Raw genomic sequence first — 18,107 nt, 5'->3', positions numbered from 1 at the left:
CCGAGCATCGGAAAGGATTCGGAGCCGTGGATAAAAACACGAAAGGCATTGAAGCATGGCTGAAAGAAATCAAGTTGTTAAAATGATTAAAAATAAAGAATTATGAAAAAGGTACTTTATGCACTCGCACTATTGGCAGGCACTATATGCCTTGTTGTTGCCTGCTCGAATGACGAACCGGATACTGGCAATGGAAATCAGGATATGGAAGAAGTTGTTCCGGGAACAAATCATAAGATTCTGATAGCCTATTTCTCCCAACCGCTTCCTAACAATGTGGATGCGGTAACTTCTGCCAGCCGAGTAACCGTGAACGGGGAACTTTACGGCAGTGTCCAATACGTGGCTACCATCATCAATGAAGCTACGGGAGGAGATATGGTTCGGATTCAGACCTTACAGCCTTATCCAGAAAATTACGATGATCTGGCAAGTCAGGCAAATCAGGAACGTCAGAATAACATACATCCTGAACTTGCAACAAACATTGAAAATTTCGACAATTATGATGTTGTTTTCATCGGTTATCCTATCTGGTGGTATCAGATGCCGATGGCCATGTATTCTTTCTTCGACAAGTATGATTTCGACGGAAAAACCATTATCCCGTTTTCTACGCACGGAGGTAGCGGTTGGTCTGGGACCTTGGAGGATATTGCAGGGTTAGAGCCTAACGCAACAATGGTAAATGGTTACAGCATTTCCCGTAATAATACGGCGACTTCCCGCGATGGTATTTTGAACTGGTTACAGGAAATTGGCATGGTGGAATAGCATATAATAGTGGGACAGGGAGTTAAACTAAGAAATAATCTATATGATTCAAGTTTAATTTATTACCTTTGCGAATAATTTGTGTAAGCTGTATGGATAAACAAAGAGACATACTTGTTGTTGATAAACTTGGTATTGTGAGAACTGATTCTGAAGAAGAATATCTGGCTCATTTGCTTTGTTTGGGAGGCTCGTGTCGTTATCGTTTTAATGAACGGGACTTTGATCTGCACACCGGTGATTTGTCTATTATCCGTAAACGGAAGATGATTGAAAAAATGGAGCCGTCGGATGATTTTCAATGCAAAATAATCTACGCAAAGCCCGGCTTTATCGAATTATGTACGCCTCAAAGCAACTACGGAATGAAAGGGCAATTAGCTCTTTTTCTTAATCCGGTTATGCACCTTACACCGGAACAACAGATTATATGCCGTCGTGATTTCGAGATATTGGAAGCGAGGATTAAGGATACAGAACATCGCTTTTATCGTGAAATACTGATTAATTCCATGCAGACTGCCATTCTTGATTTCTTTGACTTCCATGCCCGTATTTACGGAGAAAGTGATATTTCCACGCAAAACGCCTCCATTATGAGCCGTTTTTTGAAGATGTTGGAAAATGGCTCATTCCGTGAACATCGGGAAGTAACCTATTATGCCGATTGTTTGTGCGTTACATCAAAATATCTCTCTGAGGTATCGAAAAAAGTGAGCGGTTATGCCGCCAACTATTGGATTAACCGCTATACGATACTTGAAATATCTCGCTTGCTTCGCGACAAATCACTGACATTCGTCCAGATTTCCGATATGTTCGGCTTTTCATCACCTGCCTATTTCAGTCGGTACGTGCAACGTAATTTAGGATTGAACCCAACGGACTATAGGGAATAACCATATTTATCTTCCTCTTGTATTTTCGGTAAAAATCGCAGTTTTTACCGATTTTTTTGTATCGCCGGATTCCTATTCTCTATCTAACTTTGCAGTGAAAACATTAAAAATCAGAGTAATATGAAATCATTGGCTATTACAGCATTATTACTGCTATCCGTTGGAGCAATGGCGCAGAATAATCCAGAAAAAACTTTTCGCCAACCTTATCCGCTTGGCGAAAAACTATCTTCAACCCCCAATTTTACAGGTGATGTATGGCTTGCTCCTTTAAGTGAGCAGAAGGAACTTCATGTCTCTATGTCAAATGTAACTTTTGAACCGGGATGCCGAAACAGTTGGCACTCACATAAAGCCGGCCAGATATTGATAGCAACAGCCGGTATCGGGTATTATCAGGAAAAAGGACAACCCGCCCGACGGTTGTTTCCGGGCGACATTGTGGAGATTGCCCCTGATGTGGTGCATTGGCATGGGGCTGCATCGGACAGCTGGTTTGCGCATATCGCCATTACTACCAACCCTCAGATAAATGCGGCTGTATGGCTCGAACCCGTCAACGACAGCCAATATCAGGAAGCTACGGCTGAAGCGGAAAACCGTTATGTGGGGGCAAACAACGTATTGACTGCACGCGAACAAGCCATTGTATCGGTGGCATCCTATACCGGAAAGGGAGATTTGGAACATCTAAAACCGGCTCTCGTGGGAGCGTTGGAGGCAGACATGACCATCAATGAAATAAACGAGGTGTTGATTCACGCTTACGCTTATTGCGGATTTCCACGCAGTTTACGGGCAATACAAACCTTTATGCAGGTCGTGGATGAACGGAAAGCGAACGGGATAAATGATATTGCTGGTCGGGAAGTTTCTGAAATAAACGACAATAGAAACCGCTACGAACGGGGGCGGGATATACTTGCCGAAATATCAGGTACTTCTGCCAATGCCCCCAAAGCAGGTTACGCAATATTTACACCTGCCATAGAACGCTTCTTGAAAGAACATCTTTTTGCAGACCTTTTTGAGAGAGACCTGCTGACCTATCGGGAACGCGAGCTCGCAACAGTATCCATTCTTGCCGGAGTCGGCGGTGTTGAACCTATGCTCAGAAGCCATGCAGCAATATGTCTGCATCTCGGCGTTACAGCCGAACAACTTTCGGCATTACTGAATATCGTGGAAATGAATCTCGGAACATCTTATTCGGAACCATTGCGTAACATATTGGAACAAATAGTAAAACAGAAATGAAAAAGATTATTTTAGGGGTGTTACTCTTGCTATTTGCAGGAGTAGCCCAAGCGCAGCATATAACGATTGCCCGACAAGGACATTTCTCGGTGGGTGGGCAAACCATACAAAGGTTGGGAAAGTATGACAACAGCAAGTTTGTCGGATGGGCGGAGCAAGAAGAAACCGGACAAAGCTATCGGGCCGACCATGCCTTTGTGGATTTTCAGATTCCTGCCGACAGCAAGAAGCTACCGTTAGTCTATGTTCACGGTTACGGAGGTTCGGGTGTATGCTGGCAAATGACACCCGACGGCAGAGAAGGTTTCGCCACGTTAATGTTACGCCGTGGCTGGAGCAGTTACGTGGTCGATCTTCCGGGTAGAGGACGTGCTGGACGAACATCAGCAACAACGACAGCCAAACCAGTGGCCGACGAAATGTTCTGGTTCGACATCTGGCGTATCGGTGTATGGCCGAATTTTAACGAGGGTGTGCAGTTTCCGAAAGATTCGACATCTCTTTCACAGTTCTTCCGCGAAATGACCCCCGATTTAAGCAACCATCAATTAGATGTTCCCGCACTCGGAGCATTGTCCGAACGCATCGGCGACCATATTCTCGTAACCCATTCTGCCGGAGGGTTTTCCGGCTGGATGTCTGCGATGCAAAATTCAGAGGTCAAAGGTGTCGCTTCCTATGAGCCGGGCGGGTTCGTGTTTCCTGAAGACGAAGTTCCTGAACGTATCGATGGCTTAACCGGCGGTGTAGCTGGGATAGCTGTTTCGATGGAGCAATTCAAAAGACTCACGGAAATTCCGATTATTCTTTATTTCGGAGATTACATTCCCGAAACACCCTCCAAGAATCTCGGTGATGAAAATTGGCGCGTCCGCCTTCAGATGGCCCGCAAGTTCGTCGAAGCTATCAACCGACATGGAGGAAATGCCACATTAGTAGAACTTCCTAAAATCGGCATCTATGGCAATACGCATTTCTTGATGCAGGATTTGAATAATGCTGAATTGGCTGATTTGCTTGATGATTGGTTGTTGAAAAGTAAATTGAATTAACACACAAGGAGTTTTCCATATACTAATATGAGATTATTACTGCAACACAGGATACTTTTGGGTTACATCATATTGATAGCAGTCATCGGAAGTATGGCTGCTACCATGCTGCATGAGCGTGGTAGAGTTCATAAAATCGAATTGGAAGCCACCCAAATCCGAGAGGCGAATCAAACGATAAATGCCGCTCATCGGCATATTACAATTCTTGCCACTTTGGGGGAATCCGCGATTACATGGGACGAGGAAGACTTCCAAAAGTATCAGTTGCGGCGGCAAAAAGTCGATAGTCTCTTACAAATTTTGCAACGGGATTATGGCGAATTTATCTCGTTCAATCAGATTAACACTTTCCGTGTTCTGTTGGCAAACAAAGAAGAACACTTGTTCCACACGATGAAAATCCATCAACGGCAAGACAGCTTGCTGCTGGAACAGTTGCCTCTTGTTACAGAGCAGGCTACAAGTTTCCGTACTGTAACCCGTAAAAAGAAAGGCATAGCAGGATTTTTCGGAGCTAAAGAAACCGTGCAAGTCCCTATGCAGTCCAATCTGCTTCATGCTCTTAACAGACAGTTGATTTCACGACAACAGCAGATAAGCGACAATACGGACAGCCTGTGTGTGCAGAATAAGGAACTGAACAGCAAATTATCTACTCTGCTTCAAGAGTTAGACGAACAATCACAAACGGCATTTCAAAACAAGGAACAGCACATAAAAGAATCGTATGAACGCTCTGCGGTTATTGTAACCATCTTGATTATTAGTGTCATTGTCCTGCTTATGGTATCTTATTGGATTATCCAAAGGGACATTCGGGTGAAAGAAAAAACAAAAGAAAGACAGGAGAAGTTGATTGAACAACTCAATAAAAGTGTACAAGAAAACGAAACACTGATAGCATCCCGTAAAAAAGCGGTGCATACTATTACCCATGAGCTGCGCACACCGTTGGCAGCAATAACCGGTTATACCGAATTGCTGCAGAAAGAGTTTAGCAAAGGTAACAATGTGCATTTCATCGAAAACATACAGGAATCTTCCGAACGTATGCGCATTATGCTCAATACTTTACTGGACTTCTTTCGCTTGGACAACGGCAAGGAACAGCCCAGACTGTCCCCTTGCCGCATTTCTACAATTACGCATACCCTTGAAACGGAATTCACGCCCATTGCAATGAGCAAGGAATTGTCTCTGACGGTGAAGGATGGAAGTGATGCCATTGTATTGACCGACAAGGAACGCATCCTGCAAATTGGAAACAACCTGCTGTCAAATGCCGTCAAGTTTACGGAGAAAGGCGGTGTGTTCCTGACAACGGATTACGACAACGGCATATTGACACTTGTGGTTGAGGATACAGGAACCGGTATGACCGAAGAGGAACAGCTACAAATATTCGGAGCGTTTGAACGTCTTTCAAATGCAGCCGTAAAAGATGGCTTCGGGCTAGGGCTTGCCATCGTGCATAATATCGTAACAATGCTTCACGGAAAAACCCGCTTGGAAAGCAAGAAAGGCAAAGGAAGTCGTTTTACGGTGGAGATACCCATGCAGGAAGCCGAGGAAGTGCCGGAGCAAGAAATGCAGACTTATATCCACAGGAAAAAGAAGAACCTCAAAGTCGTAGCCATCGACAACGACGAGGTGCTTCTCCTGATGCTGAAAGAAATGTACGCCCAAGAGGGAATACACTGCGACATCTGTACAGATGTCGCGGAACTGATGGAACTGATACGCCGGAAAGAATACGGTTTGTTACTGGCAGATTTAAAAATGCCCGATACAAACGGCTTTGAACTGTTGGAGCTGCTGCGCTCATCCAACGTGGGCAATTCCAAAATAATCCCGGTGGTCGTGGCAACCGCTTCGGGCAGTTGCAATGCGGAGGAACTCATAGAGCGGGGCTTTGCCGGATGCCTGTTCAAGCCGTTCTCCATATCGGAACTGATGGAGGCTTCTGACAGATGTTCCATGAAAGCGACGCCCTGTGGGAAACCGGACTTTTCTACCTTGTTGTCCTACGGAAATGAAGCCGTCATGCTGGAGAAACTGATAGCTGAAACTGAAAAGGAAATGCAGGCTGTCCGGGATGCGGCAACACAAAAAGACCTGCCAAAGTTGGATGCCCTGACACATCATCTGCGCAGTTCATGGGAAATACTCCGTGCCGACCAACCTCTAAGGGGACTTTATGGATTACTTCATAATGGGACAACGCTTGATGATAATGCGTTAAACCATGCCGTAACCCTCATATTGGACATGGGAACGGAGATAATCCGGCTGGCAAAAGAAGAAAGGAGAAAATTCAAAAATGGATAGTACAAGAATTATCGTGGTGGAGGACAACATCGTGTATTGCGAGTATGTCTGCAATTTGTTGGCACGGGATGGTTACCGCACCGTACAGGCTTATCGCTTATCGACAGCCAAGCAACATCTAAAACAGGCAACGGATGATGACATTGTTGTTTCCGACCTGCGTCTGCCCGATGGCAACGGCATCGAACTGTTGCGCTGGATGCGCAAGGAGGGAATGATGCAGCCATTCTTCATCATGACAGACTACGCCGAAGTGCCTACCGCCGTAGAAAGTATGAAATTCGGCTCGATAGACTATATCCCCAAACAACTTTTAGAAAACAAACTTGTCCCGCAGATACGGACCATAGAGAAAGAGCGTCAAGCCGGATTCATACGTATGCCCGTATTCCCCCGTGAAAGTTCTGCCTTTCAGAAAATCATGCACCGTATAAAGATTGTTGCCGGTACGGACATGAGCGTGATGATATTCGGCGAGAACGGCACGGGAAAGGAGCATATCGCTCACCACCTGCACAACAAGAGCAAACGGGCGGGCAAGCCTTTCGTTGCGGTGGATTGTGGTTCACTGACCAAAGAACTTGCACCATCGGCATTCTTCGGACACATCAAGGGCTCGTTCACGGGTGCAGACTGTGCAAGGAAAGGATACTTCCATGAAGCGGAAGGCGGCACATTATTCTTAGACGAGGTGGGCAATCTCGCAATGGAAACGCAACAGATGTTGCTCCGTGCCATACAGGAAAGACGGTATCGCCCGGTCGGTGACAAGTCAGACAGGAGTTTCAACGTCCGCATCATCGCCGCCACCAACGAGGACTTGGAGACGGCAGTGGGCGAGAAGCGTTTCCGTCAGGATTTGCTGTACCGTCTGCACGACTTCGAGATAACCGTGCCACCGTTGCGCGACTGTCAGGAGGACATCATGCCATTGGCAGAATTCTTCCGCGAGGTAGCCAACAAGGAACTGGAATGTAATGTGAGCGGATTCAGTATCGAAGCCCGGAAAGCGTTGCTGACCCATGCATGGCCGGGTAATGTGCGAGAACTTCGGCAGAAAATCATGGGAGCGGTATTGCAGGCTCAGGAAGGGATGGTAGCGAAAGAGCATCTGGAACTTACCGGGACGAAGCCGACTTCACCCGTCAGCTTTGCCCTACACAATGATATGGAAGAAAAGGAACGGATATTACGTGCCTTGAAACAGGCAAACGGAAACCGGAGTATCGCCGCCGAACTGCTTGGAATAGGCAGGACAACACTATATAGTAAATTAGAAGAGTATGGACTTAAATATAAATTCAAGCAATCATAGCCCGTAATTCGCTGAATTTAGATGGATTTGACAATCGGAATTTGGCTAATTCAAGCAATAGTATTATCTTCGCATTGAGCTATTTGAAATGATTGAGAATCATGCAAAATGATGAAGACAGGTGGTTTCTAAACCATTACCTATACTTCTATTATTGGTTTGCAATTTATTGATAATCAGACACACATTGGTTAGTGCAACAAATGTGAAGCTACAGAAAAGAAACATATCACGATACAACTCTTGCTTGGCGTTTTTCAGTTTTCCATTCAAAAGAAGTTGTATTTCGTCACGGGAAAGAAAGCCTCTTTTCGTTTCCTCTTTCTTTATTTCATAATCACGGAACGGGTCTCGTGTAAGCCACTCGTTATTTATGGCAATGGAAACCATTGTCCGTAGCGGACAGGTATAAATCCAAACGGTATTGTTGCAGCAATGCTTGTCCGCACGGAGAAACATATCGAAGTCTGTAATAAATGCAGGTGTGAGTTCTTTCAACGCGATGTCATTGACATGATACCGTTGATACAGGAACTCTTTCAGGTGTTTATAAACGACCTGATACTTGTTCAGGCTCTTGGGGGATTTCATTCCGGCATTGACAAGTTTCTCGTAGTCCTCGTTGTATTGCTCGAACACTTTCATCAGCGTATGCTGCCGATGTTCCAACCCTAAAAAGGCATTTTTGACTTTCTCCGCCGTAACATAGTTGTCCCTGTCGAAAATCTCTTGATAATGGCTGTTGATTTTCACGCGGATTTTATCCAACATACGGTTCGTTTCCAATGCCACGGCACTGCGACCTATTGCCCGTCCGGTTTTGGTATCCCAGATTTTCGGGTCTATGGTCATTTTACAACTGAACTGCGTTTGCGTTCCGTCAATCGTGATACGTCCCATTACAGGTACGGTTCCGTCTTTTCTTACTACCTGACGTTTGAGGTAGAAAATGCTTGAAAATGTACTTCTCATAACTCTACGAATTTTTGGTTTCAAAATTACTTTGAGTAGAGTTTCTGATTGTTACGCAAAACATTGCTAATCACAGAATAAGAATCTGATGATTGACTTTTTTCGGTATTTGCCCGTCATACCGGAAAAAATGACTAATTTTGTACCCGAATTGCTGACCTTTACACCCATTTTCTTCCCGATGTCGGGTTATACGATGGGGTTACTATTAGGTAATGCAGCTCCGGTTTAACTTGTCTTTTTCTCGGTTTCCGCTGACTTTACCGATTTCCGCTGACTTTACCGATTTCCGCTTCAAGCCCCTAAAATCCTTTGTATAAACTAACTTGCTTCAAATTTCCCAATCTCAGCTTTTCTATTTATCTTTGTTCCCACGAAGATAGGATGCGGCTCGGCATAGCCAAACCAGAAAACTTCGTTTTCATTTGTCTCTGCGCTCGCCTTTCGCTATCTTTGTGGGGCAAAGATAATATAAAGGTATCAATAAAAGCAAAAAAAACTGTTATTTATCAAAAAAACACAGAAAGGCTTGCACGGGAACGGAACTTACACTAAATTTGCATTGTAAACATTACAAATTTATATTGGACATGGTCAACAAAGAGGCTTTGGATACATTGCAGAATTACGGGATTCACCCTTCCGTACAGCGCATAGCAATTATGGATTATTTGCTTAAAAATCATACGCACCCCACAGTGGATGAGGTGTATGTGGCTTTGTGTAAAGTGATACCTACGTTGTCTAAGACAACCGTGTACAACACCTTACGGCTTTTTTCCGAGCATGGAGCTGCCTTGATGTTGACCATTGATGAGAAGAAAGTTTGTTTTGACGGGGTGGTCGTTCCCCATGCACATTTTATGTGTAAACGATGCGGAAAATTATTCGATGTGGCTCTTCCGGAAAGTTTGAAAGATTTCTTGCCTAAGGGTTCGGACTTTAAGGTGGATGAAGCGCATGTCTATTATAAAGGTATATGCAAAGCCTGTGCGATGGAGGCGTGAGCCTGAAAGGTACGGGCAGAGAAATAAAGTATAAACGAATGTGTAATTTAAATTAAAAACGAAAGAAAATGAAAAAGAAATTTGTATGTACGGTATGTGGTTACATTCATGAAGGCGAAGAAGCTCCGGCACAGTGCCCGCAGTGCAAGGCTCCGGCTTCAAAGTTCAAGGAATTGGTAGATACGGAATTGACTTTCGTGACCGAACATGTCATCGGCATTGCCAAGGACGTTGACCCTGAAATCAAGAAAGGTTTGCAGGCTAACTTTGAAGGCGAATGCACAGAAGTGGGTATGTACTTGGCCATGAGCCGTCAGGCTGACCGCGAAGGCTATCCTGAAATTGCGGAAGCTTTCAAGCGTTATGCTTTTGAAGAGGCCGACCATGCTTCTCGTTTCTGCGAATTGTTGGGCGACATGGTTTGGGACACGAAGACGAACCTGAAAAAGCGTATGGAGGCTGAAAGCGGTGCTTGCTCCGGCAAGATGGATTTGGCCAAGATGGCCAAGCAGCAGGATTTGGACGCAATTCACGACACTGTGCATGAAATGGCGAAGGATGAAGCTCGTCACGGCCGTGGTTTCGCCGGTCTGTACAACCGTTACTTCGGCGACAAGTAATTATCTCGTATGGTGTATTAGTCCGGATGTCGTAGCATATCCGGCAGGAAAATCCCGTGAAGTTGAATATCTGGCTTCACGGGATTTGTATTGAATGCCCCGCCTGTCGTTTGAGTATGACATGGGAGGATATAGCGTGTGGCTGTTCTTTCGGATATATCGGTAAGTTTGACAAAAAAGGCTTGCATGAAAGCGATTTATCATCTTGCGGCAAACGGAAAATCGTTTGCAGGAGAATGAAAAATCAATCTCAGGCGAATGATTTTTCATTTGGCGCATATTTTTACGCTGTATTCAAGAGCTTGAAAAAGAGGAATATAGAAAAATGGAGAGGCTTTTTTCTCAGCAGGAAAAATCTTTGACGCGAGGGGAGGGGAGAGAATGGGAATGATGAAAAAACGACAGGCGGCTTATTCGTAGTCTTTCAGTCGTTTGGGATTTTTCGGGAACCAGCCTTTCAGTACCCGTTTGCGTTGGTCGAACACTTCGAGTATCCCCCAAAAGGAAGAGAACGATATGACACCGAAAATAATACTCAGGTACACGTTTTCCACATAAAGGGACAAACCGGCACATAGGATTCCCGTCACGAGGAAAGCCCACCAGCATCGGGTTCCGAAATAGTATTCGCCCTTGATGACTAAAGGATGGAACAGGCCGATAATCAGGAAGGTGGCCAAGCCGATAAGTATGCCTACGTAGTTCATTGCGTTTGCGTGTATTTAGTTTGTAGGATGCAAAGTTAAGATTTTATTTCTATATAGCAAGTGTTGCATGAGGCCTCGCACGAATAAATAGAGGAGAAAAGCCAGCCAGAGTGCGTGGTTTTGCCATATAGGAAAGAGGCTGAGATAGACGCTGAAAAAAGTCAGGGTGGCGCCCAACATGGACAGGAACATATAGCGTGTGGCCGTGAGTCCGATGAAAACACCGTCCCAAATGAATGCCGAGAGACCTGCAAAGGGGATGAGGACAGCCCAAGGCAGGTAGTCGGAAGCTGTGGCGACGACAGAGGCCTCGTCGGTGAGCAGGTTCATGAGAGCCTTTCCGCCGGCCATATAGAATAAGGTGAAGATCAGTGCCACGCCGCTTCCCCAAAGAAACAGGTTACGGATGACTTTTTTCAGAGCCTGATAATCTCCCGCACCGGCACATTTACCCGAGAGGGCTTCTCCGGCAAAGGCGAAACCGTCCATGAAATAAGAATAGAGGGTGAAGTATTGCATCAGCAAGGCATTGGCCGCTAAGATATATTCCCCTTGACGGGAACCGGCGGAGGTGAAATAGAGAGTGACGCACACGAGGCAAAGGGTGCGCAGGAAAATGTCGCGGTTGACACTGAAGAAACGGCGAATGGCGTTTTTCCGGAATACGGAAGAGGGGACGAATGTATAAGGAAGGCCGAGCCTACGGTGCATGCGGTGGCAATAATATAGGGAAAGCGTTAGTCCGCAATATTGGGCGATGACCGTTCCCAAAGCCACTCCGGCCACGTCCATGTGCCATACGAAGACGAAAAACAGGCTGGCCGCTATGTTGACGAGGTTTTGGACGATGGCCACGTAGAGCGGGTATTTTGCATTTTGCAATCCGATGAACCATCCGGTCAGACTGTAAAGCCCAAGCACGGCTGGGGCGCCCCATACGCAGATTCTAAAATATACCGAAGCAAAATCCGCCACAGCTTCCGTGGGCGACATGACGGACAGGGCCAGATGAAGTAACGGACCTTGCAGGAGGAGTATGAGGATGGCTATGCCCGTGGAAGTAGCCAAGGAACGATAAAGCAACAGTTGGATTTCTTGTTTATTGTCGGCACCGTAGGCTTGTGAAGTCATCCCGCTGGTTCCCATCCGCAGGAATGCAAAAATCCAATAGATCATATTGAATATCGTACTGCCGATGGCTATGGCACCGATATATGAAGCGGCACCGAGATGTCCCGCAATGGTCAGGTCTATCAGCCCGAGCAGGGGAACGGTGATATTGGAAAGGATGGACGGGAGAGCGATGTGCAGTATCTCTTTGTGGTATGACTTATTCATGACGGTCATTTGTTGGCTGAATAAAAATAAAGGCACTGTTAACTCGCTGAAAGCTTGTTTTACAGTGCCTTTTCTGATGGTCGGGGTAGCGGGATTCGAACCCACGACCCCCTGCTCCCAAAGCAGGTGCGCTAACCGGACTGCGCTACACCCCGAGACTTGAGAGAATGTGATTTCTCAAAAGCGATGCAAAGGTACGTCTTTTAGACGACATATCCAAACTAAATACAAAAAAAGTGGCATGCCTCTCAAAAGAAGCATGCCATTTTCTGATAAATGCCAGACTAACGGTTTAGAATTTGAAAGGCTGGCTCTTTACATAGATTTTGTAGCCTTTGATACTTTCGGGTGCTCCCTGTTCTACGCGGGGAAGATATTGGAAACCGCCTAATGTCTGCTCTGCGCCCAAATCCAATACGATGTAATGGGGGAACTTCACGTCTTTATTGGTACTCCAATACGTAGACTCCTGAAGGTCGAAAATCTTATCGGCCGTTTTGTTGCCCGAAGAGATGTCCTCGTCGTCGGCGTATGCCACTGTCCATGGCTCGCGGCTGATGCGCTGACCTTTGTCATCGAGCATGTACCATTCCGCGATACAAGCATATTCGCGGTTGTTATGGGAATTCAAGGCTTCGATGCACACGTAACGTCCCGTTACGGGCTGGTCAAACCGGATTTCCTGCCAACCGTTGCCCGGGGCAAACTCACCGGCCTTGCAAGGCGTTTCGCCTGCCAAATTCAGAGTTTGTCCTTCCTTGCGGTGCGTATTCGGCGCATCGACGTTCAGTTTGTCGATGATAGGTTTGGACAGACCTTCGACCACGGTTTCCTGCGGACCTACAATGTCTTGTACGATAATCTCGTTCTCGCCCTTCTTCAACCAGCATCCGGGCATGTATAGCGTCTGTTGCGGACCGATTTTCCAGAAGCGTCCGATGGCGTGTCCGTTTACGTACACTTGTCCTTTGCCCCATGTTTCCAAATTCAGGAACGTGTCGCCGGTCTTTTTCAGGTTGAAAGTCGCACGGTAGCATCCCGGTACTTTCTGGTCTTTCAGCGGAACATATTTCATGTCCTTCTGCACCTGATAGCTGTCGCTGAGGGTGTAAATCTGCCAGTTCTTCAAGTTGACGGTCACCTGGCTGCCGGTATTCATGGTATAGCTCAATTCCACTTTCTCCGTGATGCCCTTGAAGTCCTTGATGGCACGGCCGAAGTTGATTCGTCCCATGGCTTCCACAAGGATATCCAGTTGGTCTCCTTCCTTCATGGCCGGCAGCAACATGGTCTTTTCGTGGTTGCGACGGTCGATGGAACCGATCAGTTTCCCGTTGATAAAGACTTGCGCGAAGTCGTGCGCATCCGTTATGGTCAGCACACTTTGGGTAGGCACTGCCGGGGTTTTGGTACGGTAAAGAATGGAACCCCATCCTTGGTTGAGCGCTTCCATCGTCTGAATGTCCATCGACGCATGAGGGGCGGGGAGGTTCTCAAACAAGGGAGCCACTTCCGTAAACTGTATTTTGGGAACATTGATTACAGGGATTTCTTTGGGGATGGAGGGTAACTTTTTGTCGCTATACCCGGCCAGCATCTCGCGCAATTCCATGTATTTAGGAGTGACTTGTCCGGCCTCGTTGATAGGAGCATCGTAATCGTACGAAGTCACGTCGGGCGAGAATCCGGGACTGTTGGCACCGGCCCAGTGCCCCCAACTGGTACCTCCGTGCGTCATGTAGAGCGAGAAAGAAATGCCTTTGTCCAACATTTCCTTCAGTCCGCCGACCATTTCCTTGCTGCCGCGCGTTTCATGACGCCCGCCCCATTTGTCGAACCATCCGCTCCAGAACTCGGAACACATTTGGGGAGATTCGGGACGCAACTCGCCCAACTTCTTGAATTCGTTTTCGATATTGGCGCCGGTACCGAAGTTCATGGTCCATACCAAATCGTCCAGTCCGTTTTTGGTAAAGTTGGAACTCCAGTCACATTGGAATAAAGTTACTTTGTCGAAACCGGAATCGCGGATGATGTCGCGGATGGCCGAAACATACGGTTTGTCCTCGCCGTACGAGCCGTATTCGTTTTCCACTTGCACCATGATAATCGGTCCGCCTTTTTCAATGGTCAAGTCTCCGATCTGCTCTCCCAGTTTCTGGGCGAAGATACGGTAACGTTCCATGAAGTACGGGTCTTGTTCTCTCAGACGGATGTCTTTCTTCTTCAACAACCACCACGGCAGACCGCCCATTTCCCATTCGGCGCATACGTACGGGCCGGGGCGCACGATGACATAGAGGCCGTTTTCTTGTGCCAATCGGATAAATTCCGCTACGTCGTTATTGCCCGTGAAGTCGAACTTGCCTTCTTCCTGTTCGTGTATGTTCCAAAAGACATACAGGCAAAGCGTGTTCATTCCCAAAGCTTTGCACATCTTGATGCGCTGCTCCCAATAGGGACGCGGGATGCGGGGATAATGCACTTCGGCGGCCTTGATGATGAAAGGCTTGCCGTTAAGGAGGAATGTTTTGTTTCCTACTCCGAAAGTTTCGGTTTTGGCCGCGGCTTCTGTCGGAGTGAAAAGGAACAATCCGGCCGTGAGCAAGGATGCTTTAAGCACGTGGCTGATACTTCTGTTTAAATTCATCATAGAAATCAGTTATTAATGATATGGTTTCTCATATTTTGCGGGTTCAAAAATACGACACTTATTTCTTATATACAAGTTTTTGAAGAAAAAGGATAAAATAAGAACGAAAACTTTTATCTAACGTTGAATTCCTCATAAAAAAAAGATAACTTTGCACGTTGAATCTTAATATAAGCAAACAGATATGTTCAGGACAAATACTTGTGGTGAGCTGAGACTTGCGGATGCCGGAAAGACCGTGACGCTGGCCGGGTGGGTGCAGCGTGTGCGCAAGATGGGAGGCATGACTTTCGTCGACTTGCGTGACCGGTATGGCATTACACAATTAGTTTTTAATGAAGAAGTGAATGACGCGCTTTGTGCCCGGGCTAATAAGTTGGGGCGTGAAGATGTGATTCAGATAAAGGGCGAAGTGAACGAGCGTGAGAGTAAGAATAAGAATTTGCCGACAGGGGAGATTGAAATCATCGTGTCGGAACTGACTGTGCTCAATGCTTCCGCCACTCCTCCTTTCACGATCGAAGACAATACGGACGGAGGGGATGATATCCGTATGAAATACCGCTATTTGGATTTGCGCCGTGCTTGCGTGCGGAAAAATCTGGAACTCCGCCATCAGATGACGATGGAGGTTCGCCGTTATCTGGACAGCAAAGGTTTTTTGGAAATAGAAACACCGATGCTGATCGGGTCTACTCCTGAAGGTGCCCGTGACTTTGTGGTGCCTTCCCGCATGAATCCGGGACAGTTTTATGCGTTGCCGCAAAGTCCGCAGACTCTGAAACAACTTTTGATGGTAGCCGGTATGGATCGTTACTTCCAGATTGTGAAGTGTTTCCGTGATGAAGACCTGCGTGCCGACCGCCAACCCGAATTTACACAGATAGACTGTGAGATGAGTTTTGTGGAGCAGGAGGACGTGATAGCTCTTTTTGAAGGGATGGCCAAACACCTGTTCCGTACGATACGGGGCATTGAACTCACCGAACCGTTCCCCCGCATGCCTTGGAGCGAAGCCATGAGGCTTTACGGTAGCGATAAGCCGGACACGCGTTTCGGTATGGAGTTCGTGGAACTGATGGACGTGTTGAAAGGTACGGGAGAGTTTTCCGTGTTCAATGATGCGTCCTACATCGGAGGTATTTGTGCGCCGGGATGTGCTTCATATACCCGTAAGCAGTTGGACCAACTGACGGACTTCGTGAAACGCAGTCAAATCGGGGCGAAAGGATTGGTATATGCCCGTGTGCAGGAAGACGGTAGCGTAAAATCCAGTGTGGATAAGTTCTATACGCAAGAAGTATTGTTGCGCTTGAAGGAGACGATGAAGGCCGTGCCGGGCGATTTGATACTGATAATGAGTGGCGAGGATGTCATGAAGACGCGTAAACAGTTGTGTGAATTGCGTTTGGAGATGGGTTCTCGTTTGGGATTGCGCGACAAGAACAAATTCTCTTTGTTGTGGGTGGTGGATTTCCCGATGTTCGAATGGAGCGAAGAGGAAGGGCGTTTGATGGCGATGCACCATCCGTTCACGCATCCCAAGGATGAGGACATCCCATTGTTGGACTCCAATCCGGCGGCTGTGCGTGCGGATGCTTACGATATGGTTTGCAATGGAGTAGAAGTAGGAGGGGGATCCATCCGTATCCACGATCCGGAGCTTCAGGACAAGATGTTCAAGATATTGGGCTTCACGGAAGAACGTGCACAGGAGCAGTTCGGTTTCCTGATGAATGCTTTCAAATACGGTGCGCCTCCCCACGGTGGTTTGGCGTACGGGCTTGACCGCTGGGTAAGTTTGTTTGCCGGACTTGACAGTATTCGCGATTGTATCGCTTTCCCGAAGAATAACAGTGGGCGTGACGTAATGCTGGATGCGCCTTCTTATATAGACCAAAAGCAGTTGGATGAACTGAATTTGGCACTCGATTTAAAAGATTGAGCAAAAGAAGAATATAGAGAAATATTATAGTTATAAAAATGTGCGAGGGATTATTTCCCTCGCACATTTTTATAATATCCATTTCATGATAACGGAAATGGAATTATTCAGAAGGTGCTTCTGTTGTAGAGTGAAATGGTTTGCTTACCGGAAATAATTTAGTGAATAAAGTAGGGAAGGGGGTCTCAAACTCCATCGGCTCTCCCGTGATGGGATGGTAAAAATTCAGTCGATAGGCATGTAACCCCAACCGTCCTATTGGATCGCTTCCATTGCCGTATTTTGAATCGCCGACTACCGGATGGCCGATATCTTGCATGTGTACACGGATTTGGTTTTTCCGGCCGGTTTCCAATTTCAATTCAACCAACGAATAACGCTCTCTCGCGTCTAACGTATGAAAATGTGTGACGGCATATTTTCCTCCGTTGTCTGTCGGACTGGAGTACGTTACATACGCTTTATTGTCTTTCAACCAAGAAGATATGGTTCCGCCTTCCTTTTCCATCTTCCCACTGACTACGGCCACGTATCTACGGTCTGTCACGATTTCCTGCCAGTGTTCTTCCAAAATCCGTTGTACCTCTATATTTTTTGCATACATCATCAAACCGGATGTGTCGCGGTCCAAACGGTGGACTACGTGGGCAGTGCATTTGAAATGCCGTCGGGTAAAATATTCATCCAATACGGTTTTGATTGAAAATTGTTGTGTAACAGCGGGCATAGAGAGAATACCGGCACTTTTTTCAATCACAATCAGGTCTTTGTCTTCATATACAATCTTAACGTATTTGTTTTTCAGCTCATTGTTACGCTTATGTTTGCTTACCCGTACAACCATACCGGGTCGTAATTCATAATTATATTGGGAGACAGATTTTCTGTCTACCGTGATGCCATGTCCCGTCAGAATATCTTTGGCTTTATTCCTACTGATTCCTTTCATCGATTCCATAATGAAATCTAATAATGACATGGGTTTATTGACTGTAAACTCTATGTATTTTGATGCTGCATATTGTGCACCGGACTTATTTCTCATCTTTTCTTCTGTTTTTTGCAAAGGTAAGACTATTTTTTCAAATACAGGCTTTGTGGTTGCTTGAATCTTGAGATTTAATATCTAATCGGCATTATGTTTAATAAGAAAGAAGCTTTTTAATTATTCATTCTACTTCGAAAGTTTCTTTCAAAAAAAGGAAAGAAAGCCAAAATCCTCTTCGGCTTTCTTTCC

At 46.2% G+C, this 18,107-nt stretch carries 13 protein-coding genes, 1 tRNA gene and 1 pseudogene; 9 read left to right on the top strand and 6 right to left on the bottom strand.

What is annotated here, in order from left to right; all coding sequences use genetic code 11:
- The first annotated feature begins 102 nt into the window (after window positions 1-102).
- The 6 genes from HMPREF9441_RS16025 to HMPREF9441_RS16000 all read left to right on the top strand — a co-directional run bounded on the left by HMPREF9441_RS16025 (window position 103) and on the right by HMPREF9441_RS16000 (window position 7,628).
- Entirely contained in the window at window positions 103-774 is a 672-nt protein-coding gene (locus tag HMPREF9441_RS16025) for a flavodoxin (RefSeq protein ID WP_008622928.1), read from the top strand.
- Window positions 775-866: 92 nt separating this feature from the next.
- Window positions 867-1,673 (top strand): AraC family transcriptional regulator, encoded by an 807-nt coding sequence (locus HMPREF9441_RS16020; RefSeq protein ID WP_008622927.1) that lies wholly within the window; start codon window positions 867-869, stop codon window positions 1,671-1,673.
- A gap of 120 nt (window positions 1,674-1,793) precedes the next feature.
- Window positions 1,794-2,930, top strand: a complete 1,137-nt coding sequence (locus tag HMPREF9441_RS16015) for a cupin domain-containing carboxymuconolactone decarboxylase family protein (protein WP_008622926.1) — start codon at window positions 1,794-1,796, stop codon at window positions 2,928-2,930.
- The gene (locus tag HMPREF9441_RS16010; protein WP_008622925.1) at window positions 2,927-3,982 is read left to right on the top strand and encodes an alpha/beta hydrolase; all 1,056 of its coding nucleotides are present in this window, start codon (window positions 2,927-2,929) and stop codon (window positions 3,980-3,982) included. The genes HMPREF9441_RS16015 and HMPREF9441_RS16010 overlap by 4 nt, the downstream gene beginning before the upstream one ends.
- A 27-nt stretch (window positions 3,983-4,009) precedes the next feature.
- A complete protein-coding gene (locus HMPREF9441_RS16005; protein ID WP_008622924.1) occupies window positions 4,010-6,313 on the top strand; it encodes a hybrid sensor histidine kinase/response regulator in 2,304 nt (767 codons plus the stop codon).
- Window positions 6,306-7,628: a sigma-54-dependent transcriptional regulator gene (locus tag HMPREF9441_RS16000; protein ID WP_008622923.1), complete on the top strand. Its 1,323-nt coding sequence runs from the start codon at window positions 6,306-6,308 to the stop codon at window positions 7,626-7,628. Before HMPREF9441_RS16005 ends, HMPREF9441_RS16000 begins: the two co-directional genes overlap by 8 nt.
- A 183-nt stretch (window positions 7,629-7,811) precedes the next feature.
- On the opposite strand, the pseudogene HMPREF9441_RS15995 reads toward HMPREF9441_RS16000, so the two are convergent.
- Window positions 7,812-8,600, bottom strand: a pseudogene (locus HMPREF9441_RS15995) (phage integrase SAM-like domain and Arm DNA-binding domain-containing protein); the annotation flags it as partial.
- A 590-nt stretch (window positions 8,601-9,190) separates the two neighbouring features.
- Between HMPREF9441_RS15995 and HMPREF9441_RS15990 the strand changes: the two are divergent.
- Both HMPREF9441_RS15990 and HMPREF9441_RS15985 read left to right on the top strand, forming a co-directional pair.
- A complete protein-coding gene (locus HMPREF9441_RS15990) occupies window positions 9,191-9,607 on the top strand; it encodes a Fur family transcriptional regulator (protein ID WP_008622919.1) in 417 nt (138 codons plus the stop codon).
- 68 nt (window positions 9,608-9,675) lie between these two features.
- On the top strand, window positions 9,676-10,227 hold the full coding sequence (locus HMPREF9441_RS15985; RefSeq protein ID WP_008622918.1) for an NADH peroxidase: 552 nt from the start codon (window positions 9,676-9,678) through the stop codon (window positions 10,225-10,227).
- A gap of 410 nt (window positions 10,228-10,637) precedes the next feature.
- On the opposite strand, the gene HMPREF9441_RS15975 is transcribed toward HMPREF9441_RS15985, so the two are convergent.
- The 4 genes from HMPREF9441_RS15975 to HMPREF9441_RS15960 form a co-directional block, all read right to left on the bottom strand.
- Window positions 10,638-10,934: a DUF4491 family protein gene (locus HMPREF9441_RS15975; protein ID WP_008622916.1), complete on the bottom strand. Its 297-nt coding sequence runs from the start codon at window positions 10,932-10,934 to the stop codon at window positions 10,638-10,640.
- Between the two features lie 15 nt (window positions 10,935-10,949).
- Window positions 10,950-12,281 carry an MATE family efflux transporter gene (locus HMPREF9441_RS15970; RefSeq protein ID WP_008622915.1) on the bottom strand — a complete coding sequence of 444 codons (1,332 nt, stop codon included), beginning with the start codon at window positions 12,279-12,281 and terminating at the stop codon, window positions 10,950-10,952.
- Between the two features lie 68 nt (window positions 12,282-12,349).
- A tRNA-Pro gene (locus HMPREF9441_RS15965) sits at window positions 12,350-12,427 on the bottom strand.
- Window positions 12,428-12,564: 137 nt separating this feature from the next.
- Entirely contained in the window at window positions 12,565-14,925 is a 2,361-nt protein-coding gene (locus tag HMPREF9441_RS15960; RefSeq protein ID WP_008622914.1) for a beta-galactosidase, read from the bottom strand.
- Between the two features lie 184 nt (window positions 14,926-15,109).
- On the opposite strand from HMPREF9441_RS15960, the gene aspS reads away from it, so the two are divergent.
- Window positions 15,110-16,870 (top strand): aspartate--tRNA ligase, encoded by a 1,761-nt coding sequence (aspS, locus tag HMPREF9441_RS15955; protein ID WP_008622912.1) that lies wholly within the window; start codon window positions 15,110-15,112, stop codon window positions 16,868-16,870.
- A 103-nt stretch (window positions 16,871-16,973) separates the two neighbouring features.
- Here the strand turns inward: aspS and HMPREF9441_RS15950 are convergent, their stop codons facing one another.
- The gene (locus HMPREF9441_RS15950; protein WP_008622911.1) at window positions 16,974-17,915 is read right to left on the bottom strand and encodes an RluA family pseudouridine synthase; all 942 of its coding nucleotides are present in this window, start codon (window positions 17,913-17,915) and stop codon (window positions 16,974-16,976) included.
- Window positions 17,916-18,107: the final 192 nt, after the last annotated feature.

It is taken from the genome of Paraprevotella clara YIT 11840, from assembly GCF_000233955.1.
Classification (GTDB): Bacteria; Bacteroidota; Bacteroidia; order Bacteroidales; family Bacteroidaceae; genus Paraprevotella; species Paraprevotella clara.
The sequence above is the reverse complement of the archived record's forward strand: the minus strand, read 5'-3'. Positions and strand labels throughout refer to the sequence as shown.